This is a genomic window from Nocardia sp. NPDC055321, assembly GCF_053645575.1.
Genome location: NZ_JBSHMS010000005.1, coordinates 328,396 through 351,521, shown reverse-complemented (window position 1 = coordinate 351,521; position 23,126 = coordinate 328,396). Strand labels below are relative to the sequence as shown.

At 69.7% G+C, this 23,126-nt stretch carries 20 protein-coding genes; 11 read left to right on the top strand and 9 right to left on the bottom strand.

Features of this window, described 5'->3' with window-relative positions; genetic code table 11:
- The first annotated feature begins 33 nt into the window (after positions 1 to 33).
- Together ACWIGI_RS10775 and ACWIGI_RS10770 are read left to right on the top strand one after the other, a co-directional pair.
- Complete coding sequence (locus ACWIGI_RS10775; protein ID WP_454202138.1) at positions 34 to 1,035, top strand: LacI family DNA-binding transcriptional regulator; 1,002 nt, start codon at positions 34 to 36, stop codon at positions 1,033 to 1,035.
- Between the two features lie 390 nt (positions 1,036 to 1,425).
- Positions 1,426 to 3,297, top strand: coding sequence for a CocE/NonD family hydrolase (locus ACWIGI_RS10770; RefSeq protein ID WP_454202137.1), 1,872 nt, complete (start codon positions 1,426 to 1,428; stop codon positions 3,295 to 3,297).
- A gap of 52 nt (positions 3,298 to 3,349) precedes the next feature.
- Here ACWIGI_RS10770 and ACWIGI_RS10765 read toward each other — a convergent pair whose 3' ends face one another.
- The gene (locus ACWIGI_RS10765) at positions 3,350 to 4,570 is read right to left on the bottom strand and encodes an MFS transporter (protein WP_454202136.1); all 1,221 of its coding nucleotides are present in this window, start codon (positions 4,568 to 4,570) and stop codon (positions 3,350 to 3,352) included.
- Between the two features lie 4 nt (positions 4,571 to 4,574).
- Entirely contained in the window at positions 4,575 to 5,915 is a 1,341-nt protein-coding gene (locus ACWIGI_RS10760) for an FAD-dependent oxidoreductase (protein ID WP_454202135.1), read from the bottom strand.
- Between the two features lie 101 nt (positions 5,916 to 6,016).
- On the opposite strand from ACWIGI_RS10760, the gene ACWIGI_RS10755 reads away from it, so the two are divergent.
- From ACWIGI_RS10755 to ACWIGI_RS10745, 3 genes are all read left to right on the top strand, one after another.
- Positions 6,017 to 6,880 carry a helix-turn-helix domain-containing GNAT family N-acetyltransferase gene (locus ACWIGI_RS10755; protein WP_454202134.1) on the top strand — a complete coding sequence of 288 codons (864 nt, stop codon included), beginning with the start codon at positions 6,017 to 6,019 and terminating at the stop codon, positions 6,878 to 6,880.
- Positions 6,881 to 6,915: 35 nt separating this feature from the next.
- Entirely contained in the window at positions 6,916 to 7,113 is a 198-nt protein-coding gene (locus ACWIGI_RS10750) for a hypothetical protein (protein WP_454202133.1), read from the top strand.
- A gap of 61 nt (positions 7,114 to 7,174) precedes the next feature.
- Positions 7,175 to 7,912 carry an alpha/beta fold hydrolase gene (locus tag ACWIGI_RS10745; protein ID WP_454202132.1) on the top strand — a complete coding sequence of 246 codons (738 nt, stop codon included), beginning with the start codon at positions 7,175 to 7,177 and terminating at the stop codon, positions 7,910 to 7,912.
- Between the two features lie 73 nt (positions 7,913 to 7,985).
- Here the strand turns inward: ACWIGI_RS10745 and ACWIGI_RS10740 are convergent, their stop codons facing one another.
- From ACWIGI_RS10740 to ACWIGI_RS10715, 6 genes are read right to left on the bottom strand one after another with little or no spacing between them, the layout of a single operon-like run.
- Entirely contained in the window at positions 7,986 to 9,254 is a 1,269-nt protein-coding gene (locus ACWIGI_RS10740; protein WP_454202131.1) for a cytochrome P450, read from the bottom strand.
- Complete coding sequence (locus ACWIGI_RS10735; protein WP_454202130.1) at positions 9,251 to 10,393, bottom strand: hypothetical protein; 1,143 nt, start codon at positions 10,391 to 10,393, stop codon at positions 9,251 to 9,253. The genes ACWIGI_RS10740 and ACWIGI_RS10735 overlap by 4 nt, the downstream gene beginning before the upstream one ends.
- A 31-nt stretch (positions 10,394 to 10,424) precedes the next feature.
- The gene (locus ACWIGI_RS10730; RefSeq protein ID WP_454202129.1) at positions 10,425 to 11,204 is read right to left on the bottom strand and encodes an acetoacetate decarboxylase family protein; all 780 of its coding nucleotides are present in this window, start codon (positions 11,202 to 11,204) and stop codon (positions 10,425 to 10,427) included.
- 1 nt (position 11,205) lies between these two features.
- Entirely contained in the window at positions 11,206 to 12,006 is an 801-nt protein-coding gene (locus ACWIGI_RS10725; protein WP_454202128.1) for an SDR family NAD(P)-dependent oxidoreductase, read from the bottom strand.
- A gap of 15 nt (positions 12,007 to 12,021) precedes the next feature.
- A complete protein-coding gene (locus tag ACWIGI_RS10720; protein WP_454202127.1) occupies positions 12,022 to 13,263 on the bottom strand; it encodes an NADH:flavin oxidoreductase/NADH oxidase family protein in 1,242 nt (413 codons plus the stop codon).
- 34 nt (positions 13,264 to 13,297) lie between these two features.
- Entirely contained in the window at positions 13,298 to 14,680 is a 1,383-nt protein-coding gene (locus tag ACWIGI_RS10715; RefSeq protein ID WP_454202126.1) for a flavin-containing monooxygenase, read from the bottom strand.
- Positions 14,681 to 14,848: 168 nt separating this feature from the next.
- Between ACWIGI_RS10715 and ACWIGI_RS10710 the strand changes: the two genes are divergently transcribed.
- Positions 14,849 to 15,433, top strand: coding sequence for a TetR/AcrR family transcriptional regulator (locus ACWIGI_RS10710; RefSeq protein ID WP_454202125.1), 585 nt, complete (start codon positions 14,849 to 14,851; stop codon positions 15,431 to 15,433).
- 377 nt (positions 15,434 to 15,810) lie between these two features.
- Here ACWIGI_RS10710 and ACWIGI_RS10705 read toward each other — a convergent pair whose 3' ends face one another.
- Complete coding sequence (locus ACWIGI_RS10705) at positions 15,811 to 16,602, bottom strand: hypothetical protein (protein ID WP_454202124.1); 792 nt, start codon at positions 16,600 to 16,602, stop codon at positions 15,811 to 15,813.
- Between the two features lie 190 nt (positions 16,603 to 16,792).
- Between ACWIGI_RS10705 and ACWIGI_RS10700 the strand changes: the two genes are divergently transcribed.
- The 5 genes from ACWIGI_RS10700 (at position 16,793) to ACWIGI_RS10680 (ending at position 23,087) form a co-directional block, all read left to right on the top strand.
- Positions 16,793 to 17,704, top strand: coding sequence for a LysR family transcriptional regulator (locus ACWIGI_RS10700; RefSeq protein ID WP_454202123.1), 912 nt, complete (start codon positions 16,793 to 16,795; stop codon positions 17,702 to 17,704).
- Positions 17,705 to 17,894: 190 nt separating this feature from the next.
- Complete coding sequence (sfnG, locus tag ACWIGI_RS10695) at positions 17,895 to 19,043, top strand: dimethylsulfone monooxygenase SfnG (protein ID WP_454202122.1); 1,149 nt, start codon at positions 17,895 to 17,897, stop codon at positions 19,041 to 19,043.
- Positions 19,040 to 20,263 (top strand): acyl-CoA dehydrogenase family protein, encoded by a 1,224-nt coding sequence (locus ACWIGI_RS10690; protein WP_454202121.1) that lies wholly within the window; start codon positions 19,040 to 19,042, stop codon positions 20,261 to 20,263. The genes sfnG and ACWIGI_RS10690 overlap by 4 nt, the downstream gene beginning before the upstream one ends.
- Positions 20,260 to 21,714 (top strand): LLM class flavin-dependent oxidoreductase, encoded by a 1,455-nt coding sequence (locus ACWIGI_RS10685; RefSeq protein ID WP_454202120.1) that lies wholly within the window; start codon positions 20,260 to 20,262, stop codon positions 21,712 to 21,714. The genes ACWIGI_RS10690 and ACWIGI_RS10685 overlap by 4 nt, the downstream gene beginning before the upstream one ends.
- The gene (locus tag ACWIGI_RS10680) at positions 21,711 to 23,087 is read left to right on the top strand and encodes a styrene monooxygenase/indole monooxygenase family protein (RefSeq protein WP_454202119.1); all 1,377 of its coding nucleotides are present in this window, start codon (positions 21,711 to 21,713) and stop codon (positions 23,085 to 23,087) included. The genes ACWIGI_RS10685 and ACWIGI_RS10680 overlap by 4 nt, the downstream gene beginning before the upstream one ends.
- Positions 23,088 to 23,126: the final 39 nt, after the last annotated feature.

The following is a 23,126-nucleotide window of genomic DNA, read 5'->3' as shown; positions in this document are numbered from 1 at the left end:
AGCCGGGTTCGGACCATGGAATAGGGTGAGACCGTGGGGCATTCGAGCGTGACGATCTACCAGGTGGCCGAGGCGGCCGGAGTGAGCATCTCGACGGTGTCGCTCGCGCTCAATCACCCCGACCGCGTGAAGCCCGCGACCCGCGACCGGATCATCGAGGTCGCCGGCGAGCTCGGATACCGCCCGGGCGCGACATCCTCCGAACGCGCCCGCCGCCGGGTCGGCAGAATCGCGGTCCTGGCTCCCTTCAGCAGCTACGAGACCTACCGCACCCGGTTGATCGGCATCCTGGACACCTTCGGCCCGGCCGATGTCGAAGTGGTCGTGCACGACGCGCCGTCGGCGGCCGAGACCAGCACGCCGCTGCTGGAAACCCTGCCCGTGCGCGGGGATGTCGACGGACTCCTCATCATGGGCGTGCCGCTGGGCGAACAGGGCGCGGACCGACTGCGGCGCTGGGGTCCGCCGACCGTGCTGGTCGACTCGGCCCATCCCGCCTTCAGCTCGGTCACCTTCGACGACGAGGCCGCGGGGTACACCCTGGCCACCCACCTGCTCGAGCGCGGCCACGAGCGCCTGGCCTACCTGCACGAGCCCCAGCGCGCGGGCGGTTTCGTCTCCGCGGCCATGCTCCGGCGCGACGGCATGCGACGCGCGCTGCGCGCCGCGGGCGGCGGCGATATCGAGGAACTCGTCCTGCCGGACAACCACTTCGACGCGGCCCGCCGGTTCGCCGCCGATGTCGCCGCCCGCACCGATCGCCCGTCGGCCGTCATCGCCCATCACGATGTACTAGCCGCGGGCTTTCTCACCGGCCTGCGTGCCGCAGGGGTGTCCGTGCCCGACGCGGTCGCGGTGGCGGGTTTCGACGACGGCCCGCTCGCCGAGGGCCTCGGGCTGACCACGATCCGCCAGCAGTTCGCCGAGTCCGGCCGCCGCGCGTCGGAGATCCTGCGCTCGCTGATCGATTCCGGCGGGCAGGCACCCACTCGGACGCTGCTGCTGCCCGAGCTGGTGGTGCGCGAAACCGCCTGACGCGCGGGCCGAGCGCGGGCCGGGATGAATCCTCGCCCGGCGGTGCCACCTCCGCAGCCGAGGGCTCGATCCGGAACATCATGCCCGCCAACGGATTCGAGCGAGCAGTACATCCCTGTTCTCGGTGGCGAAGTCGACGTCACGAGCCCCTACCTGCCCACCGTGAGCTACACCGCCCGGGCGGGCTTCGAATCCCCGTCCCGCGAGCGGTAACCGGTGGCGCGGGGCCGCACGGCCCGGTGTTGTGCGTCGAGCCAAAGACCGACATCGTTTTTCTGCCGCTGATGCACTGCCCGGAGCGCGCCGGGTCGGGCACCATGGACTGATCCGCCTGTTGTCTCAGACGGATAGTCCGTATGCCGCCGAGACGATGATGTCGGAGGACCGCCCATGTCCGTGCCCTCGCACCCCGGATCACCGGCCCTGCCGCCGGACGCGCGATTCGACATCGGGCCCGCCCGGTACCCCGCGGTGCACCTGGACCCGACGGCCACCATCGAGATGTCCGACGGTGTCGTGTTGTGCGCGGACCTGATTCGGCCCGCGCGCACGCCGGGTACGCCCGTGAGCGGGGCGTTTCCGGTGGTCGTGAACTTCACGCCCTACAACCGGCTCGCGAACCGGGTCGCCGCGCGGGTCGCGGGGAGCGCGCGGCGGGTTGCCGGTGCGGGGGCCGGGTCGGATCGGCGCCGATTCACCGGTCGCGATGTGCTGCATACTCCGGCGGGCGGGGCGGTGGACGTGTGGGCGACCAACCGCACGCTGGTCGAACACGGGTACGCGAGTCTGGTGGTGGACGTGCGCGGCACCGGATCCTCCACGGGCGTCTGGGACTTCTTCGCACCGCGCGAGCAACTCGACTACGTGCAGACGCTGGCCTGGATTCGCGAACAGTCCTGGTGCGACGGGCATCTCGCGGTGACGGGCGTGTCCTACGGCGCCATCGCCGCCCTGATCGCCGCCGGCCATCGGCCCGAGGGCCTGGACGCGGTCTTCGCGATCGTCGGCGGCGAGGATCCGATTCGCGAACTCGGCTTGACCGGCGGCGTGCCGACGCCGGGCATGGGGTTGTGGATGGCCGGGGTGAACGCCGCGAAATGGCTGCCCTCCGCGCGCGGCATAGTGCGCAATCGGATCCTCGCGCCGTACCTGCGCGATCGGCTCCGCAGCCCGTTCAGCAATATGGGCTGGGCCGCCCGCATCGCCGTCGGTGAGGCGCACCCGGATGCCTTCCTCAATGATCAGTGGGCCGCCAGAACCCCTCGCTTCGAGGAGATCTCGGCGGCCACCTGGATCCACGGGGCCTGGCACGACGTCTACAACCGCTCCAATTTCCGCATGTACGAACGCATTCCGCTCGATGGCGGCGCGAAGCAGGTACTCGTCGACGACGGCTACCACATCAGCTTCGGTTCGGGCTTCGGGGAACCGGGCAATCCGGCAGCGCTGGACGAGCTGCAGTGCGCCTGGTTCGACCGCTGGCTCAGGGGAATCGACAACGGCATCGACCGTTTCGGGCCGGTGACGGTTCGCGCCCAGGGTGGCGGCGGGTGGGTGGCGCGGCCGAGTTTTCCCGATCCCGCCGCGACCGTGCGCCGCCTCTATCTTTCCGCCGACCCCAGCGGTTCCGCCCCGCACGCCGGAGCGGATGGGTCACTGGAGAGCGCCCCGCCCGCCGGCCCCGTCCACGTGCCGCTGCCCACCGGGCGCGGCCACCTGGCGTCCAGCAACACCTCGGTCATGGCGCTCGGCATGGCCGGCCTGCTGCGCCGCGACCGCAGGCCCGATGACCGCCGGGCCGAGGCCGCGGCCGTCACCTTCACCACGGCGCCGTTACCCGCGGACCTGGTCCTGAGCGGCCCCCTGAATCTGCACCTGCGGGTGGAAACCGCTGGGACGGAGGCGTTCTGGTCGGTCACGGTCACCGATGTCGAGCCCGACGGCACGTCGGCGGCCCTGACCCGCGGCGCGCTGCTGTCCTCGTTGCGCGCGATCGACGAGAAGAACAGCACCTATGTAGACGGTGAATTGGTCTCCCCGCTGCACCCGCTACGCGCGGATTCGGTCCTGCCCGTGGTCCCCGGCGAACCGTTCGACATCGACATCGACATCAACCCGACCGAGGCCGTCCTGCGCGCGAACCATCGCTTGCGGGTTGCCATCGCGCCGGCGAGCTTCCCCGCCACTGGCTCCCGCCCGCCCTGCGCCGGAAGATCGCCGGCCAGTCCGTGGTACTGGATCCGGATCACCCTGCCTACCTGAGCTTTCTGGCGGTCGACCCGGCTGACTGACCCGGAACAGTGCCCGCGAGCGCCTACCCCACCGACGGCACCGCGCGCGCCTTGGCAAGCGCGCCGGTGCCGACCGCGAGGAGCGCGATGGCGCCCAGCGCCAGATAGGCGCGGGCGAAGCTGCCGGTCCACGCGGACAGCGCCGTGCCCGCCCACGGCCCGAGCGCCATCACGATCACCACCGGCGCGGACAGGATGCCGTTGAGCCGCCCGTAATGTGTTGCGCCCCAGCGGTCGGTGATCGCGGTCGCCTGCACCAGGGTGAAGATCCCGCGGACCAGGCCCGCGCCGATCGAGACCGCGATCAACGCCGTGACGCCGGTGACGACGCCGAGCAGCGCGGTGGCGACGGCGGTGGCGGCGAGGATGACCAGGGTGCGGGTCATGACCGTGCTGCGCGCGGCCAGCGGTAGATAGCCGGTGCGGCCCAGCACCTGACCGGCGCCGCCGAGGCCGAGCGCGAGCGCCGCCAGGGTCGGTGAGAAGCCGCGTTCCTGCAGCAGCGGAACCAGATTGAATACACCGGCGGAGGTCGCGAACGCGCCCAGGCACAGGGTGATCACGAGCAGGGCGAAGGCGCGGCTGCGCGCGATGCCCGCGTGATCGTCGAACGATTCGTGGAGTGGCGCGGGTGGATGGGGCCACGGACCGCGCAACCCGAACCAGTGGGTCGGGATCGTCACCACCGCCAGGATCGCGGTGAGCACCAGATACGTTGTGCGCCAGTCGGTGCCCTGCTCGAGCGCGGCGGTCAGCGGCGCGAACACGGTGCTGGCGAGGCCTGCGGCCAGGGTCAGGATCATCAGCGCTTTCAACCGGTCCTCGCCCCACCAGCGGGTCAGCGCCGCGAACGCGGGCGGATACAGCACCGCGCCCATCGCCAGCCCGGCCAGGAACCAACCGGCATAGAACACAACGATATTCGGCGCGAGCGCCACCATTGCCAGCGCGGGCACCGCGAAGACCGACCCGGCCGTCATGACCGCGCGCGGGCCGACGCGATCGAGGATGCGCCCCACGGGAATACCCGTCAGCGCCGCGAAGAGCTGACCGAGCGAGAACGCCGCGGTGATCGCCGGCAGCGACCAGCCGGTGTCACGGGAGATGGACACCGCCAGGACGGGAAACGCGTAGTACAGGATGCCCCAGCTGGTGATTTCGGTCAGGCACAGCACGGCCAGGACCCGGCGCAGACCGGCACGATCGAGAGTGCCGGTTCGCGCGTCGTTGTCGGTGGAGATCATCGAGTCAGTTGCCCACGCCCAGGGTGATCGGTTGCGGCGCCGGGGATCCGCAGCAGCCGCCCGCGCTCTCGGGCGCGGCGGCGCCGGGTTCGTCGAAGACGCCCGCCCCGCCGCACACCCCGGTGTCGGGCAGGGTCAGCTCCACCCGGGCGGCGGACTCGTGGTCACCGGCCAGTTCGGCCGCGATGCTGCGCACCTGCTCGTAGCCGGTCAGCGCCAGGAAGGTCGGGGCACGGCCGTAGCTCTTCATCCCGGCGAGGTAGAAGCCGGGCTCCGGATGCGAGAGTTCCTTCACCCCATGGGGATACACCGTTCCGCAGGAATGCACGTTCGGATCGATCAGCGGAGCCAGCTCGGCCGGGGCCTGCAGCACCGGGTCCAGGTTCAGCCGAATTTCCGAGAGCCACGACAGTTCCGGGCGGAAGCCCGTCAGCGCGACGACGCGATCGACACCCTCGAGCCGGGCGCCCGCCTCGGATACCAGCGTCAGCCTGCCATCGGGCTCGGATTCGACCGCGGCGGTGCGGAATCCGGCCACCACCTCGAGCAGGCCGGTCTCGAGAGCCTGTTTCGCCCGCTGCCCCAGCGCCCCGCGTGCGGGCAGCTGGTCATCGCTACCGCCGCCGAAGGTGTTGCCGACCTCGCCCCGGCGCAGGAGCCAGCTGATTCGGGTTCCGGGAACGGTTTTCGCCACCCCCGCCAGCGCGACGATCGCGCCGAGCGCCGAGTGGCCGCTGCCCGCGATGGCGATGTGCCTGCCCGCGTACTCGGCTCGGACATCGGCGTCGTCCAGATTCGGCACCCGGTAGGAGATGCGGTCGGCGGCCGCGCGTTCGCCGAGCGCGGGCAGGCCGTCGCCGCCGAGCGGGTTCGGCGCGTTCCAGGTGCCCGAAGCGTCGATCACCGCGCGGGCCAGGAATCGCTCCTCGCGGCCGTCGGCCCGGCGCACCCGCACCGAGAGCGGCTCGGTGTCGCGGCCGGCGTCCACCACTCGATCACGCCCGCGCCTTGCCACGCCGATCACCTCGGTCCCGGTCCGCACGACGTCGCCGCCGAGCGCCGCGGCCAGCGGGATCAGGTACTCACCGGCCCATTCCTGTCCTGTCGGGTACGAATCCGGTTGCGGGGCGGTCCATCCGGAGGCTTCGAGCAGGCGGCGCGCGGCCGGTGCGACCAGCTCACCCCAGCGGGAGAACAGCCGGACGTGGTTCCATCCGGCCACCGCCGCGCCCGCGGTGGCGCCGCGTTCGAACACCAGCGGGGTCAGTCCGCGTTCACGCAGTTCGGCCGCCGCGGCCAGGCCGATCGGCCCGGCTCCCACCACGACAACGGGCAGCTCGTTCATCAGAAGTCCCTTTCATCGATGCTCATCGATTGAATGAATCGAACTGTATCGATAGATGTCGATGAAGGCAACCATCGATATGTATCGATATAGTGGGGGCCATGACGTCGCTGGATATGCCGGTCGTACGACGCACCGACCACCGCGTGGACACGCTGCCGGTCGCCGAAGCGACCACCTACGCGGCCTGGTTCGCCTGCCTGGCCGATCCGACCCGCGTGCGACTGCTGCATCACGTGGCCACCCGGCCCGCGGGCATCACGGTCGGCGAACTCGCCGAGGCGCTCGGCGTCGGTCAGCCCACGGTCTCGCACCACGTGCGCAAGCTGGTCGACGTCGGGTTCGTCAACGTCCACAAGGACCGCACCAGCACGGTCGTGGCGATCAACCCGGCCTGCTGCACCGGGCTCCCACACGCGGCCGACGCGGTCATGGGCGTGCTGCCCGCGCGGCCGTGCTGCCCCGACAACGTCCCCGACGACGTCTCGGTCCGCGCCCTGAACGATGCCGATTGGGAGGCCGTCCGCCGCATCTACGCCGAGGGAATCGACACGGGCAACGCGAGTTTCGAGAGCGAACCCCCGACTCGCGACGAGCTGGAGCGCCGGTGGCTACCCGATCACCGATGGGTCGCCGAGATCGACGGCCGGGTGGTCGGCTGGGCGGCCCTGAGCCTGGTCTCGACCCGCGAGTACCTCGACGGCGTCGCCGACACCGCGATCTACGTCGCCGCCGACGCACGCGGGCGGGGCGTGGGCAAAGCCCTCGCCCGCACCCTGGTCATCGCCGCCGACGAAGCGGGCCTGTGGACCCTGCAATCCTCGATCTTCCCCGAGAACCGAGCCGCGATAGCGCTGCATCATCACTCCGGGTTCCGGACGATCGGCGTCCGGGAGCGGATCGCGCAACTCGGCGGCACGTGGCGCGACACCGTCCTGCTGGAACGGCGCGGTGCTCACGCTTAGCCTCTTTCGGATCTCCACTGCCGCATACGAATTGCGTGCCCGCCGACGACACGGACCAGCGCCTGTGGCAGGTCCGGGAGATGCGTCTGGCGCTGGCCGCGGGCGCGCTCCTGATCGCGGGCGCCTTTCGTTTCCCGCCGCGTAGGGGGCTCCGCGGCGACGCCCTGCACAACCCGAAGGACGATCTTCCGGCGATCTTCCGAATTCGAGGCATTCCGGCTGTCCCGCATTGACTCAGACGGTCACGATCATCGACGATGAGCGCTCGATCGCCGGCGCGGGGAAGAGGATGTGATGACCAATTGGCTGCTGCTACGCGGACTCACACGCGATAGTCGCCACTGGGGGGACTTTCCGGACGAGTTGGCCGCGCGGCTGGGAGTTCGCGTCTTGACGATCGATCCGCCGGGATTCGGAACACAGAACGGCCGGATCTCTCCGCGCACAATCTCCGCCATCACCGACGACATCCGCGGCAGATTCGACCCCGGCGCGGACCACTGGTCGCTGCTCGGGATCTCGCTCGGCGGGATGATGGCCATGGATTGGGCGCGGCGCTACCCGCGGGATTTCCGGCGGTGCGTGGTGGTCAATACCGGTGCGCCGGCGCTGCTTCGCCCCCATCAGCTGCGCACCGGCCTCGTCTCGCTCGTCGCGGGCAAGCAGTTCCGCACGATGCCCGCCCACGAGGCAGCGGCCCTGGCGCTGACCAGCAATCGCCCGCGAACCGAGCTGACGGAGCTGGCCGCGACATGGGCGCGATACCAGCGGGAAGCGGCGCCCCGGACGGCGAGTGCGCTCAGCCAGCTGACCGCCGCGGCCACTTTCCAACTGCCGGAACACATTACACCGCCGCTGCTGGTCCTCGCGTCCCGAGGCGACCGGCTCATCGACTACCGCGTGGCCGAACGGATCGCCGCCCGCCTCGACGCGCCCCTGCGCCTGCATCCCGACGCGGGCCACGACCTGCCCCTCGATGACGGGCCCTGGGTGTGCGAGCAGATCGCGGACTGGGTCGCGGGCCCGAACTGACGCCGGTGACCGCGCCGCACTGACGACGCCCGCCCGGTGACCGTCGCACCGGCGAATTCAACGGTGTTCCTGCCTATTCCGTCCTGGAACGCGTGATCGCACCGAAGGTGACCGGGAGGCGGGCGGGGCCGCGGAGGGTGACGTGCTCACGGTACGGCGGGGGAAACCCGGTGAGCTCCGGATCTCGAACGCGACGCGCGAATCGCGTGAGCGCGACCGCCGCCTCGAGCCGGGCCAGCGGGGCGCCGAGACAGAAGTGCTGCCCGAGGCCGAAGGCGAGGTGCCGGTCGTCCCGAGCGGGATCGAATCGGTCCGGATGGTCGAAGATGACCGGGTCACGGTTGGCGGCGGCGATCAACAGGACAACGAGATCGCCTGCGGCGATGTCGATTCCGGGCAGCTCGATGGCCGTGCGGGCGATACGCGGAACGAGTTGAACCGGTGGGTCGTAGCGCAGACTCTCCTCGATCACCGCGGTGGCGAAGGCGGGCGCGGTGCGCAGAATGGCGAGGTGGTGCCGGTGACCACCACGCAACAGGGTCAGCGCGGTGTTGGCGATGAGGTTGACCGTGGTCTCGTGGCCGGCGATCAGCAGCAGCGCGCAGGTAGCGATGACCTCGTCGGGGGTGAGGGCGTCGCCGAATTCGGCGGCGGCCACCAGGTTCGACAGCAGATCCCCCGCGGGGCGCGTGCGCCGGTCCCGCACGAGTCGCGCGAAGTAGTCGTGGAGTTCGTTGTTGGCGCGCAGCAGTTCTCCGGGGTCGGGCGCGAAACCGGTGGCGGCCGCCGAGACCGGGTCCAGCGACCGCGCCAGCAGGGTGGACCAGTGCCGTAGCCGCGGCTCGTCCTCGAGTGGGACGCCGAGCAGTTCACAGATCACGGTGATGGGCAGCGGATAGGCCAGATCGGCGACGAGGTCGAACGTTCCGCGCTCGGCCGCGCGATCGAGCGCCGCGTCCACGATGGCGGTGATGCGCGGTTCCAGGTTCCGGACCGTGGCCGGGGTGAACGACTTGGCGACAAGGCCGCGCAGCCGGGTGTGGTCCGGCGCGTCCCGAAAGAGCATGGACCGAACTCCCGCGAGTTCCCCGACCCGGTCCCCCACGAGGTCGTGTACCGGCGTGGGCCCCAACGGGATCGTCGCGTAGTGCCGGTCCACACCGGCCGAGCCGTGCCGCAGGATCGTCGCGCAGTCCCGGTACGAGGACAGCACGACCACCGGCGCGTGCCCGAGCCGCACCGGCCCCTGCTCGCGGATGGCCGCGTACAGCGGATAGGGGTCGGCACGGTGCGCGGGATCGAGCAGGCCGGCGAAGAATCCGGGGGTGGGCGTTGCGGTCATCGGAAGCTCCCGGCGCGGCCGTGCCGGATGGCGCGATGGGCGAAGGTCGGCGAGGTGCCCGGATTGAGCAGCGCGCCGGTCAGTTCGCTGGAGGGGAAGTACTGCGGGAACCGTGAGTCGATCTGGGACACATCGGCGATCGTCTTCTCGATGATCAGCGAGTTGTACTGCTCGTAGGTGGTCTCGATGGTGTTGGCGTTGAGGATGACCTCGTGCCCCCACGAGCGGGCCGCGCGGGCGAGGCCGGGAATGCGCGAGTGTTCAGGGGTGAGACATTCGGCGGCGATCGCGTTCTCGCTGATCGCCCAGATCCCGGTGTCGGTGTTGAGGACCAGGGTCTGGTTTCCCATGGCATGCCCGGGGGTGGCGATCAGCGCGACGCCCGGTCCGAGCAGCACACTGCCGTCCAGCGGGACGATCTTCTCCGGCGCGATGTCGACGAAGGTCGCGGGCTGGTACCAGGGGCGCTGGTAGGGGTGCAGGTCCGCCATCGCCTCGAGTTCGTCCCGCTGGGCGAGCAGGACGGCGTTCGGGAACGCCGCGGGCACAGGAGCTTCCGGGCTGATGTCGGGCTGCGGGGCGGTGGTGCCCAGCCAACGGCGCACATCCTGGGTGTGCAGGTGATCGAAGGCGAGGTAGTCGACCTCGGCGGGGTCGAGGCCCGCGTTCCGGCACGCGGTCAGAACGTCGCTGTGCTCTGTGACGAACAGGGCGCGCAACGGCCCCGGGGAGTACCGACCGAGTTCGGCGAAATAGGGCGTGTAGGAGTCGAGTTCGTGATCGCTGGGTTCGAACAGTAGCGTGCGGCGGGTGCCGTCGGTTTCGGTCCAGCGCACGATGAGCATGCGATTGGAGATCGTGACGAACGGCGCCGGGCTGATCGCGGCGCGGAAGAGCCCGTAGCCGGTCGGATACGGCAGCGAGATCAGATCGTGGGTGCGCACCGAATCCGGTGTTCCGGTGGCGGCGAACTCGCGGCGGAAGTCCAGGGCGGCCGTGCGTGCGGCGCGCAGGCGCGGGCCGAAACCGCCGGGTGCGGTGCGTACCCCGTCGAAGGTGTCGATGCGAGCGAACGGGGCGGTGGCGACCGGTCGCGGGATGGCCAGTGGCTCGGTGACCAGTCGTTCGGCGATACTCATCGGAGGCTCCCGGTTACGAAATAGTTTGTCTTCACAGGGTTCTCGGTCGCATCCGGGTCATAGTGAACAGCGGAGTCAGCGGGCGCAGTGGAATCGGGGGTACCCACACGCCCGGGAGGTCGACGCGGTGCAGGCGAGCCTCGATTACGCGGCCGATGCCCAACTGGTCGAGCGGATCGCGTTCGGAGCCTTGGACTTCGAGGTAGAAGTCGTCGACTCGGCGCACCTCGACCACGCTCTCGCGCGGGGTGAACCCGACCAGGAAGGACGGAAAGAGCCCGGCGGCGCCGACGACGTTGCGATGTGGGCGGCCCAGAATGGGCGGCGGGTCGGCGATGAGCTCGCCGAGGCGACCGCCCATCCGCAGGAGGGTGTGCCCGCGCCGGGTCGCCGTCGCGTGAATGTCGATATCGGTGACGGACCAGTCGATCTCGCCCAGTTTCTTGGGGTAGCCCAGCAGCTCGCGGCCGATGATCAACGCCACGTCGTCGTCGAGAATCATCCAGGGGCAATGGATTCCGGTGCCCTGGACGGTGTCGATGTGCACGAACAGCCCGGCTTCGTGGTAGCCCGGGGAATCGAAGTTGTTGTCCGGGAAGCAGGCCGTGAACAGGTCCGCCCGCGGTGTACCGGTCAATCGCACACCGGCCGGCAGCCACTGGCGCATGACCTCGGGATCGATCTCGACCGTGGCGCTGAAGTAGTGGGCGTCGCGGTAGAGGCTGCGGCGCGGATCACCGAGCGCCAGGGCGCGGCGCAGGTCGCCGCCCAGCGAGCGTCCCGCGGTGCGCAGGGCGGGTTCCCATCCCATGTCACTTGACCTTTCGATAGACGGTGCGCAGCAGCGGGCCGCTCACCGCGCGCGGGGTGTACTGGCCGCCGACCGTCTGGACCTTGGCGAATACGCCGGGCACGACGCGACGCCGTCCGGCGGCCATACCCGCGATCGCCTCCGCGGCAGCGTGTTCCGCACTCACCCACAGCGGGCCGGGCAGCAAACGATCCAGATTGGGGATCTCGGCGGCTTCGGCGTATTCGGTGCGCACCGGACCGGGGGCGAGCAGGGTGCATCCCACCCCGGTGCCCGCCAGCTCCCCGTGCAGTGATTCGGCCAGGGTGTTGGCGAACGCCTTCGAGGCGGCATAGGTGGCGTTGCCCGGACCCGGCTGGTTGCCCGCGGTGGATCCGGTGATCAGGATCGCGCCGGCGCCCCGGCGCACCATGCCGGGCAGCACCGCGATCGTGAGGTCGTGCACGGCAACGACATTCAGCTCGACCTGCTGCCGCTCGCGGGCGATATCGGCGTGTACGAGTTCGCCGTAGGTGGCGAACCCGGCGTTGTTGCACAGCACGCCGATGTCGCGGCCGGTCAGCTCGTCGCACAGTTTGCCGCGCGCGTCGTGATCCGACAGGTCGACGGGGCGGATCTCGACCTCGACGCCGTGGGAGCCGGTCAGCCGGGCGGCCAGTGCGCGGAGCCGGTCCTCGCGGCGCGCGATGAGGATCAGCGAATATCCGCGCCGGGCCAGGTTTTCGGCGAGCGCGACACCGATGCCGGAGGAGGCGCCGGTGACGACGGCGCGCGTCGTAGGAGTGGGTGCGGGCAGGCTCATGGGGATTCCTTCGGCTCAGAATTGGGTGAGGGCGCGGACGGTCATCGTGGTGGCGGCCGCGGCCAGGGTTCGCACCGCTCCCGGTCCGCTCACCTGCTCGTCGCCCGCCGCGATGCGGCGGAAATTCGCCGCGTGCCAGGCGAGTTGGAGATAGGAGTTGATCGGCGGCAGCGGCAGCGGAATCCGCGGCGCCGTGGGCAGGGTCACCGGCTCACCGGCGCCCGCCAGCAGTTCCCCGGCGATACCCGGCCGTATCGCGAACGGGCGCCCCAGGCCGATCACATCCACCGATCCCTGCTCCAGCACCTCGTTCATGAAGTCGAGGCTCCGGATGCCACCGGTCAGCATGAGCGGAATCGCGGAGCGAGCACGCAGGTTCCGCGCGTATCGCAAGAAGTACGCCTCCCGCTCGCGCGTGGCGTCGCTCACGACACCCGTCATGGCCGGAGCCTCGTAGTTGCCGCCGGAGATCTCCAGCAGGTCGACACCGGTCGCTTCCAGGGCGACGGCGACCGCGAGTGACTCGTCCTCGTCCAGCCCGCCCTGCTGGAAGTCCGCCGAGTTCAGCTTTACCGACAGGACGGCGTCCGGCCCGATCGTCGCGCGCACGTCGCCGATCACCTCGAGCAGCAATCGACGGCGGTTCTCGGGACTCCCGCCGTACTCGTCCTCGCGCCGGTTGGCCCGAGGTGACAGGAACTGCGAGAGCAGATAGCCGTGCGCGGCATGCACCTGCACGCCGGAGAAGCCCGCCGCGACAGCCAGTTCGGCGGTCCGCGCGTACCGGCGGCGCAGCTCGGCGATGTCGTCGACGGATAGCTCACGCGGCTTGCGCAGGTTGTAGCCGATCACCTCCGGTCGCAGCGCCGAGGGGCCCACCGGTCGCCGGTGCAGCGGGCCGACGGCCACGCGCCCGGGGTGGTTGATCTGCATCAGCATCACCGCGCCGGCGCTCGATCCCGCACGGGCCCAGCGGTTCACCGCGTCCAGGTGCCGCTCGTCCTCCAGTGAGACGTTGCGCGGCTCGACGTAGGCGCGGCGGTCGATCATGACGTTGCCGGTGATGAGCAGGCCCGCGCCGCCCCTGCCCCACGCGCTGTAGAGACGGGTCAGGGTCGGGCTGGGCGAGCCGTCGATCTCGCCGAGCTGTTCACTCATGGCGGCCTTGGCGATGCGGTTGGGCAGGGTCACCCCGCACGGCAGGGTCAGTGGGCTGCCGACGGTGGTGACGCGGCGGCTGTTTCTCGTGGATGGCATGAGCGAGACTCCTTGTCTCCGAAGTTGTTCCGGGTCAGGCGGACAGTCGGGCGGCGGCCAGGATCGGGCGCAGCACACGAAGCGGGCGCGGGCGCGCCTCCCCCGGCGAATCCGACGCCCGGTCGTCGATCGAGGTCGCGGCGCCGGCGAGCAGTGCCCGCAGGGTCAGGAACTCCGACATCGACCGCACCAGCCAGCGGCCGCGCAGGGCCTCCCAGCGCAGTTCGGGTCCGCCCGCGAGGATCTGGGAGGAGGGTTTCGCGATGTGCGCGTAGAGGTCTCCGACCGGGGTGCGCAGCCGCTGCTGGAGCAGCGCGGCCTCGGCGAGCAGGCGGGCGCTGTTCATCAGCAGCATGCCCGCGCCCGAGCGCGGTGCGACCAGCCCGGCGAAGGACAGGTTCGCCCAGCCCGGCGCGAAGGTGTGCGCCACCAGTCGCGGCTGGCCGCGCTCCCAGTCGAGCAACCCGTCGCGCAGGAACGGGAAGGTCGTCCTGAATCCGGTCGCCCACACGATGGTGTCGTAGTCGCCGCTGGTGCCATCGACGAAATGCACTGTGCAGCCGTCGAATCGGGCTATCTCGGGCCGGACGGCGATGCGGCCGTGTTTGAGGAAGTAGGGCAGCTGCTGGTTGACCACCAGGTCCTGGTCGAGGATCCCGTGCGCGGGCTTCTCCAGGCCGAAACTCGCGAAGCTGCCCATGCCCATCGCGACGACGGACCGGAGCACGACCTCCTGCACGATCTTGGGCACCGGCACCGAGCCGATGTCGAACTTGCCGCTGGGCACGCCCAGGACGTATTTGGGAATGAACCAGTAGCCGCGGCGCAGCGAGAGCTCCGAGGTCCCGAACGTGGTGGCGGCCTCGACGGCGAGATCGCAGCCCGAGTTCCCAGCCCCGACCACCAGCACACGGGTGCCCTCCAGGTCGGCGGGACGTTTGTAGTCCTTCGAGTGGATCTGCTTGCCGGTGAATTCGCCGGGGTACGAGGGAATGTTGGTGTCCCAGTAGTGACCGTTGGCGATCACCACGCCCGTGTACTCCCGCGCGGTGCCGTCGGCGAACGTCACGCGCCAGCCGGTCAGGCCCGAATCATCCAGGGGCGCGACATCGGTGACCACCGTGCCGAATTCGATCCTGCGTTCCAGGCCGAACTCCGCGGCGAAGGCGCGCAGGTAGTCGCGCATCTGCGCGGCGCTCGGAAAGTCCGGGTAGTCGGCGGGCATCGGATAGTCCGGGTAGCCGGTGATGTCCTTGGAGCTGATCAGGTAGGTCGAGTCGTACACCCCGTGTGACCAGTTGCCGCCGATGGCATCGGTGGCCTCGATGTGGTCGTAGTCCAAGCCGAGGTCGGCGTGGGCCTTCGCCACCGCCAATCCCGTGTATCCCGCCCCGATGATGCAGTACCGGCGCGTCATTGCGACCTCCTCAAAAGCTACGCTCTCTGTAGCTACAGTGAGTGTAGTATTTGCTCCGAGAGTCGTCCGTGTCAAGACTTCGGGAATGAGAGACCGGCACCCCGCACATCGAGGAGGACAGTCGTGACGAGCGCTGACACGCGTAGAAACAGGTCGTACGCACCGCGCATGACGGCGGAGGAACGCCGCGAGCAGCTGCTGGACGCCGTGCTGGCCATCATCGTGACGCAGGGCGTGCACAAGGTCTCGATGGATACGGTGGCCCGCGAGGTCGGCGTCACCCGCCCGGTGGTCTACAGCGTGTTCACCAACAGCGACGACATGCTGCGCGCCTCCCTGGATCGCGAACAGGCCGCGGCCCTGGCCCAGGTAGCCCCCCTGCTGTCCCGGCTACGACAGTCCGACGCCCCACCCGAGGCGCTCCTGCGGTTCCTCGACGGCTTCCTGACCGCAGTGACCGAGTCCCCCGACCGCTGGCGCGCCGCCTTCAGCCTGGTGGACAGCACCACCCCGAAGTTCCGCCGCCGCGTCGACAAACAACGCACCGCCGCAATAGCTTTCATCGAGTCCTACCTCCGTGAGACCCCACTTCCCCCCGGCATCGACATCGAGGTAACCGCCCGCGCGATCTTCACCCTCAGCTGGGAGGCGGGCCGCCTACACCTGTCCGAGCCGCAGGTGTTCACCCGCGAACGGCTCCTGTCCTTCGCCGCCGGCGTACTGGCGGAGCACCTGCCGAACCAGGCGGACTGAGCGGGAGCGGAGCGATCAGACGGGCTCCCCACGTTCTCCGGGCTATCGGGTCCCGGATTCGTCAGTCACGAGCCGGTAGATGACGTAGGCGTTGAACCACAGCGTCAACGCCACACAGAGAACGAACATGACCTCGACCGCGTGAACAAGCATCGCTCTCCTCCGAATCCGAGCCGGGCCACCCTGCCCGCACTCCGCGTCCGGCCAATGTAGAACTCGCTACGACCATGCGATGCGAGCAATATCTCGGAGCGAGAAAGCTCACGCGACAACAGCATTCGACGAGATCGGACGGACGAGCGCGGATGCTCGGGCCAGGGTCCGGGAATCCGACGCCCCACCGCACATAGGCAATGACGTCCCCGGACTGTCCGGCGTCACTTGGATTTCGTTCCCGGGCGGTATCTGGCGGTGTCCCCGGCCAGGATGGCTCCCACGGTCGGCGGTTCGTGCGGGTCTGCGAACGGGCAGCCCTCGGCCCCGGTGTGCAACCGTAAAGCGCTGTCCGTCAATGCGGTCCAGAACACTTTTCCCGACTCCAGCCAAGGGCGCAGATCGAAATCCTGTTCCGAGGCGGAATCGACATGGCTGCCCCACCCGAGCCACGCACCGTTGTCGTCGTAATCCTGATAGGTGTGCGTACCCCACTCGTTGACCAACGGTACGCCGGCGGGCCGGGGGCCGAAATAGGTTATGGCCCAGCCGTGATGCGGCCCCAGCGCCAGCTCCCGGACCACCGCGCTCACCCCGGGGCGCTCGAGTAGCCGGGGGACCACATACGGCAGGCCCGGACCGGGAAACCGATGGAACGGAACCGATTTCACGGGCTCGACCACGCGCATCGCCCCGGTCATCGCCAGCCACGTGGCGGGCAATCGGTCCGGATGCCTGCGAACGGGCGCGTCCAGGTTCCAGAACCAGCCGTCCAGGTCGGCGACGTCCATCGGAAACAGCACCAACTCACCGGTGACAGGACACCGAGCGGTAGCGACCTCGGGCAGGGTCGACCGGTACCGCTGCCGCAGACCCTGCAACCTCCGCCGAGCCGCGTCGTGGGCTGGCCCGCCGACACCCTCCTCGTGATCCCGCAGGACCCCGAGGAGGGCGTCCCCTTCCTCGAGCAGCCGCCGGCGCTCGGCAACGAATCCTTCGGCGAAGTCTGCCGTCACAACCGTGTAGCCCCCGTGCTCGGCCGGTCGGCATGGATTCGCGTGCCGGTCACCTCATGGTAGGGACCCCTAACTGACGCAGCCGAGGGCATCGACTCTCGGTGATCGCAACCCTGCAACCGTCCGGCATCGGCGCGCACACTCGATGCGGGAGAGCATGCGGGAGCACCGGGACCGACGAAGAGGGATCATGCGGATCGAGCAGCTCGAGTACTTTCAGGCGGTGACCCGGCTCGGGTCGTTGCGGCGGGTCGCCGAGGAACTGCACCTGTCGCAGCCGGCGTTGAGCGAGACGCTGCGGAACCTGGAGCGGGAGCTGGGGGTCGACCTGCTGGACCGGCGGCGGTCGGGGGCGCGGGTCAGTGACCAGGGGCGGGAGCTGCTGCCGTATATCGCGCAGGTGGTGGAGGCGGTGGACCTGCTGCGGCGCGCGGCCGACGAGCAGCACCGGGTCAGTCGCATGGTCCGGGTGGGGACCGTCAACGCCGCGACGGTGTCGCTGGTGCTGCCCGCGATCAGGGAGTTCCGGGAGGCGCATCCGCAGACGCAGGTGGAAGTGGTGGACGCGCAGCAGTCCGAGATCCACACCGCGCTGCGCGAGGGCAGTTTCGATCTGGGACTGGTGAACTACCTGCACGGTGACGATCTCGCGCCGGAGTTCCACAGCACCGAGCTGCTGCGGGGCCGGCCGGTGGTGTGCGTGCGGCCGGACAGCCGGCTGGCGAGACTGCCCGAGGTCGGGGTCGAGGATCTGCTGGGCGAATCGCTGATCGTCATGCGGTCCGGGTACGTCATGCACCGTTTCGTGCACCGGCTGCTCGACGGGCGGCAACCGCTGTTCTCCTATTCCACCGACGGCGCGGAAATGGGCAAGATCATGGTGGCGAATGGCTTGGGGGTCACCGTTCTTCCCGACTACAGCATTGCCGGCGATCCACTCGAGCAGAGCGGCGTGATCACCTGGCGTCCGCTCGATTGCCGCGCCACGGAGGTAATGCTGGTGGCACAGCGGCGCAAATCCGGGGCGCTCCCGCACGCGGCGCGTTCACTGCACGACGTCCTGGTCCGGCGGGCGGGTTCACTCGGCGCGCGAGCGGCCTGACCGCAGCCTGCCGCGCGTGGTAGGGAAAACTTATCACGGAGTCGAATTTGCCTGTTGGACAGTATATTTCACTACTCCTAGGCTGGTGATCATGAGCAACCAGAGCTGTTGTCGCGGCACTTCCTGATCGCGCCACACTGCGCGCGCGGGAATTCCTTCCAGTTCACCGACTTTCACGATGGAGAGCCCTGTGTCCGCGGACAAACACAATGACATCTACGCCGAACCCTTGAAATTCGCCTATTGGGTGCCGAATGTGAGCGGCGGCCTCGTCGTCTCGAATATCGAGCAGCGCACCGATTGGGGCTACGAGTACAACAGGAAACTCGCAGTTCTCGCCGAGAACAACGGTTTCGAGTACGCGCTCACCCAGGTCCGCTACATGGCCAGCTACGGCGCCGCCTACCAGCACGAGTCGACGAGCTTCAGCCTCGCGCTCCTGCTGGCCACCGAACGCCTCAAGGTCATCGCCGCCGTGCATCCCGGCTTCTGGCAGCCGGCGGTCCTGGCCAAGCTCATCGCCACGACCGACCACCTCTCCGGCGGCCGCGCCGCGGTCAACGTGGTGAGCGGCTGGTTCAAGGGCGAATTCACCGCCCTGGGCGAACCGTGGCTCGAACACGACGAGCGCTACCGGCGTTCGGAGGAGTTCATCGAGGTGCTGCGCCGCAGCTGGACCGAGGAGTCGGCCCAGTTCGCCGGCGACTTCTACCGCCTGCGCGGCTACGACCTCAAGCCCAAACCCCTCGCCTCGGAAGGCCGCCCGCATCCGGAGATCTTCCAGGGCGGCAATTCCACCGCCGCCCGCGCCATGGCCGGGCGCGTCTCGGACTGGTACTTCAGCAACGGCAAGGACTTCGACGGCATCACCGAGCAGATCACCGAGGTCCGCGCCTCCGCCGCCGAGCACGGCCGCACGGTCCGCTTCGGACTCAACGGCTTCCTCATCGCCCGCGACACCGAGGCCGAGGCGAAGGAGACCCTGCGCGAGATCATCGCCAAGGCCGATCCCGAAGCCGTGGAGGGCTTCCGGGGCGCGGTGCAGCAGGCGGGCAGCTCCACCGGCGACAAGCGCGGCATGTGGGCCGACTCCAGCTTCGAGGACCTGGTGCAGTACAACGACGGCTTCCGCTCCAAGCTCATCGGCACACCCGAGCAGATCGCACACCGGATCGTGGAGTACAAGAAGCGCGGGGTGAACCTGCTGCTGCTCGGATTCCTGCACTACCACGAGGAAGTCGAGTACTTCGGGAAGAACGTGCTGCCGATCGTGCGCGAACTGGAAGCCGAATTGGCCTCCGGCGCGGGCACCCCCGAGCCGGTGGGAGCGACGCGATGACCACCGTCGAGACACAGACCACGACCGACGCCGAACTCGACGCCATCTTCGGCCCGATCTTCGAGCGCATCGCCGCGGGCGCGGTGACCCGCGAGATCGACCGGCGGCTGCCGTTCGACGAGGTGAACTGGTTGCGCGCGGCCAAGTTCGGGGCCCTGCGGGTACCGGTGGCCGACGGCGGCTACGGCGTCACGGTGCGCCAGCTGTTCCGGCTGCTGATCGAACTGGCCGCCGCGGAATCGAATCTGCCGCAGGCGCTCCGGGTGCAGTTCGCGTTCGTCGAGGATCAACTGCTGGCCGCCCCCGGACCGGTGCGCGAGCACTGGCTGCGGGCGGTGGCCGACGGCACGCTGGTCGGCAACGCCATCACCGAGCCGGGCGTCGGCGCGGTCGACCGCTATCGGACCCGGCTGACCCGCGACGGGGAACACTGGCGGCTCGACGGCACGAAGTTCTACAGCACCGGTTCGCTGTACGCCGATCAGATTCTGGTGGCGGCGGATCGGGACGGCGAGCGAGTCGGCGTGCTGGTCGACGCGAACGCCGAAGGTGTACGCCAGCACGATGATTGGGACGGGTTCGGCCAGCGACTCACCGCCAGCGGCAGCACGGAGTTCACCGCGGTCGCGGTGAGCGAGGACCGTATTCTCGGTCCCGGGTACGGCGCGCCCGGCCCCACCTACGCCACGTCCTACCTCCAGCTCGTGCAGCTGGCGGTGCTGGCCGGCATCGCCCGGCGCGCGGAACGCGATACCCGCGAATGGGTGTCGGCCCGCACTCGCGGCTACACCCATTCCGCCGCGGACCTGCCCCGCCGGGATCCCCTGGTGCAGCAGGTGATCGGGCGACTGTCCGCCGCCGCGTTCGCGGCCGAGGCGAGCGTGCTGGCGGTGGCCGACGTGCTCGACGAGGTCCTCGCGGACGGCGCGCGGGACGAAAGCCTGGTCGTGGCAGCCGAACTCGCCGCCGCCCGGGCCCAGCTGGCGGTCATCGACCTGGTCCTGCCCGCGACCACGCTGCTGTTCGAGGTCGGCGGCGCGTCGTCGGTGTCGGAGGGTCTGCGCCTGGACCGGCACTGGCGTAACGCCCGCACCATCTCGGTGCACAATCCGGCCATCCAGAAGGCCCGCGCCATCGGCGATCATCTCCTGAACGGCACGGACCTGCCGTTCGCATGGAGCGCAGGGGACCGCACTCCGTCCACCGAGGCCCCGTCATGACGCGCCGAATCCGGTTCAACGCCTTCGACATGAACTGCGTCGCGCACCAGTCCCCCGGCCTGTGGCGCCATCCCGAGGACCAATCGCACCGGTACACCGACCTCGCCTACTGGACCGAACTGGCGAAACTGCTCGAGCGCGGGCGATTCGACGGCATCTTCATCGCCGATGTGCTCGGCACCTACGACGTGTACGGCGGCGACGATGTCGCGGCCCTGCGCCAGGGTGCGCAGATCCCGGTGGCCGATCCGCTGCTGCTGGTCTCGGCCATGGCGGCGGTGACCGAACATCTCGGCTTCGGCATCACCACCGGCACCGGTTTCGAGCATCCGTATCCGTTCGCGCGCCGCCTGTCGACCCTCGATCATCTGACGAAGGGCCGGGTGGGCTGGAACGTCGTGACCGGGTATCTGCCGTCCGCCGCAAGGAATTTCGGCGCGGATGATCAGCTGGACCACGACGACCGCTACAACCAGGCCGACGAGTACCTCGAGGTGCTGTACAAGCTGTGGGAGGGCTCCTGGGAAGACGACGCGGTGGTCCGCGATGCCGTCCGCGGGGTCTACGTGGATCCGGCGAAGGTGCATCACATCGGACACCGGGGCGAGCACTACACCGTGCCCGGCATCCACCTGTCCGAACCCTCACCCCAGCGCACCCCGGTGATCTACCAGGCGGGCGCGTCCCCGCGCGGGGTGCGGTTCGCCGCCGAGAACGCCGAGGCGATCTTCGTGGCCGGTCCCTCCAAACGGGTTCTCGCGCAGACGGTGTCCCGCATCCGCGACGCCCTGGAAGCGGCGGGCCGGGACCGTTATTCGGCCCGCGTCTACGCGCTGGCGACCATCATCACCGACGCCACGGACGCGGTGGCACACCGCAAACACCGGGAGTACCAGTCCTACGCCAGCGTGGAGGGCGGGCTGGTGTTCATGTCCGGCTGGATGGGCATCGACCTGTCCACCTACGACCTGGACGATCCGATCGGACAGGTCGAGAGCAACGCGATCCAATCCGCGGTGGCAGCCTTCCAGGAGTTCGACGACGACGGCCGCGAGTGGACCGTTCGCGATATCGGCCGCTGGGCCGGAATCGGCGGTATGGGACCGGTTTTCGTCGGCTCCGGCGAGACGGTCGCCGACCAGCTGCAGGACTGGGTGGCCGACACCGACCTGGACGGGTTCAACCTGGCCTACGCCATCACCCCCGGCAGCTTCGAAGACATTGTCCAGCACGTGGTTCCGGCGCTGACCGAACGCGGCGCCTACGCCACCGACCACACTCCGGGCACGTTGCGCAACGCACTGTTCGAGGCGGGCGATCGACTGCCGCCCGAGCATCGGGGCGCACGCTACCGCCTCGGCGGGCCGGGCTCCACCGCCCTGCCCCCATCGGTGTCCCGCACCGAATCCGCCATCGCACCTTCCCCGACAGGACGGGAGATTCACGCATGACCACCTCGCACACCTCCACCCGCTCGGCCGCCGTGATCGGGGCCGGGCAGACCGGCGTCACCGCTGCGCTGGGCCTGCTCGACGCCGGGTTCGAGGTCACCCTCTACAGCGACCGCGATCAGCGCGCACTGCGCGACGACGTCCCGGCCACCGGCACCGCCCTCGAGTTCGGCGAAACCCAGCAGGCCGAAGCCGCCCTCGGACTGGACACCTACACCGCACGCGCACCCCGCCACACCGGCCTGAGCGTGCGCATCGCCGGACCCGAGCGCGAGGAACTGATCCAGTTCGACGGGCATTTCGAGGGGTACGTGGGCGTCGCCGTCGACACCCGGCTCAAGGCCGACGAGCGCCTGACCGCGTTCCTCGAACGCGGCGGCCGCTTCGTCGTCGAGCAGGTCACCCCGGAGTCCCTCGACGCCATCGCCGCCGCGGCCGATCTGACCCTGGTAGCCACCGGGCGCGGCGGACTGTCCGAGCTGTTCCCCGTGGACGAATCACGCAGCCCCTACGCCGCCCCGCAGCGCTCGCTGCTGACGGTCACGGTCACCGGCCTCGGGCACGACGAGAGCGTGTTCGCGCACCGCAGCCGCGCGGGCGGCGCGCACAGCGGTTTCTCCATCCTGGCCGACCAGGGCGAGGGCTGGTGGGGACCGTACCTGCACAAGGACGCCGGCCCCAGCTGGGCGTTCCTGGGCTGGGCGCGTCCCGGCAGCGAGTGGGAGCAGCGGTTCGCCACGGCGGATTCCGCGGAGTCCGCGCTGCGGGTCGTTCAGGATCTCTACCGCGATCACATCGACTGGGATCTGCCCGAAGTGCTGGCCGCGCAAGTGATCTCCGAGGATCCGCACTCGTGGCTGAAAGGCGCTGTGCGACCGGTGGTCCGGGCCGGAGTCGGTCATACCTCGGGCGGGCACGCGGTGGCCGCGCTCGGCGATACCGCCGCCGCCTACGATCCGATCGCGGGACAGGGCGCGCAGAGCGGGCTGATCCAGGCGCAGCGGCTGGTCGCGGCCGCGGCCGTGCACGACGGGCCCTTCGACGCGGAGTGGATAACCCGGCAGTACCGCTCCTTCCTGGCCGCGCGCGGTGACGCGGCGAACCGGGTGACGCGGCTGTTCCTGGGCGATCCGGAATTCGCCGAGATCGGCGGAGCGCTCTTCGCCGCGGCGGCGGTGGAGCCGGTCTTCGCCTCGGCGCTGGTCGGGCTGCTGCATCTGCCCAAACCGTTGCTGCCGGTGGATTCACTCGACGCGGCGAAGCGGTTCATCACCGATACGACCGGCGAGGACGCCGACGCGATTCTCGCCCGTTTCGAACCCGCCGGGCGGTTCGGCCGTTCGGCCTACGCGGGCGGCCTCACCACCGCCTGATCCGTACCCGACACCGTCACGCACCCGCCGTGGCGATCA